Source organism: Psychrobacter sp. 5A.1, assembly GCF_030407455.1.
Classification (GTDB): Bacteria; Pseudomonadota; Gammaproteobacteria; order Pseudomonadales; family Moraxellaceae; genus Psychrobacter.
The window spans coordinates 1-606 of the sequence record NZ_JASDDJ010000147.1 but is presented as its reverse complement, the minus strand read 5'-3'; the positions used below and the strand labels follow the sequence as shown (position 1 = coordinate 606).

At 41.4% G+C, this 606-nt stretch carries 1 protein-coding gene; it reads right to left on the bottom strand.

The window, feature by feature from the left end; all coding sequences use genetic code 11:
• Positions 1-27: 27 nt before the first annotated feature.
• Positions 28-606 (bottom strand): IS1 family transposase (locus tag QL982_RS14500; RefSeq protein WP_290190454.1); only part of this gene is annotated, 579 nt, incomplete at its 5' end.

Sequence of the window (606 nt, the reverse complement as noted above, 5' to 3'; positions counted from 1 at the left end):
GGTGGTGTTCTAAAAAGTATGCTGTCATCAGACATAACCATAGTTAATATAAAAGAATACCAGATCGAATACTTTAAAGTGATTGTCGAGCTTTTTTGAGAAACAACAGGTTTTTCTAACGGCTCGACGTAATCGATGCCTCAAGCGACAGTTATTGCCTTCTATACCTACTGTATGCTGTTTACCCACTCGTTTGTGGTCAACTTTAAAAGCCGTTAAAAAGCTGTCCCAGTTATCCATGCTAATAGAGTCATAGCTGACTTTGAGCTGTTTAAGGCGATCTCTTAGCTTCTTAGCCGTTTTTAAGTCACGTTTGCCCCAGACATAAGCGACTATCTCATTGGTAGTGCGGTCATAAGCATAAATAAGCCAGACTTTACATTTCTTGCGGTACACGTAAGTCCAGAACTCATCAACCTCTAGTCGGTCATAGTAGCGCTTTTTAGGACCAATCTCATAAACGGATGAACCTATGGTACTGAGCACTTTGCCCATGCTAACAGAAGCAATAACGGCTATATCTCTAACACCGCAACCCCTAACCGTCATAAGCCGTATGAGGTCTTCTATTCTAGAGTGGCAGCCATTATAAGTTAAGGCATGATC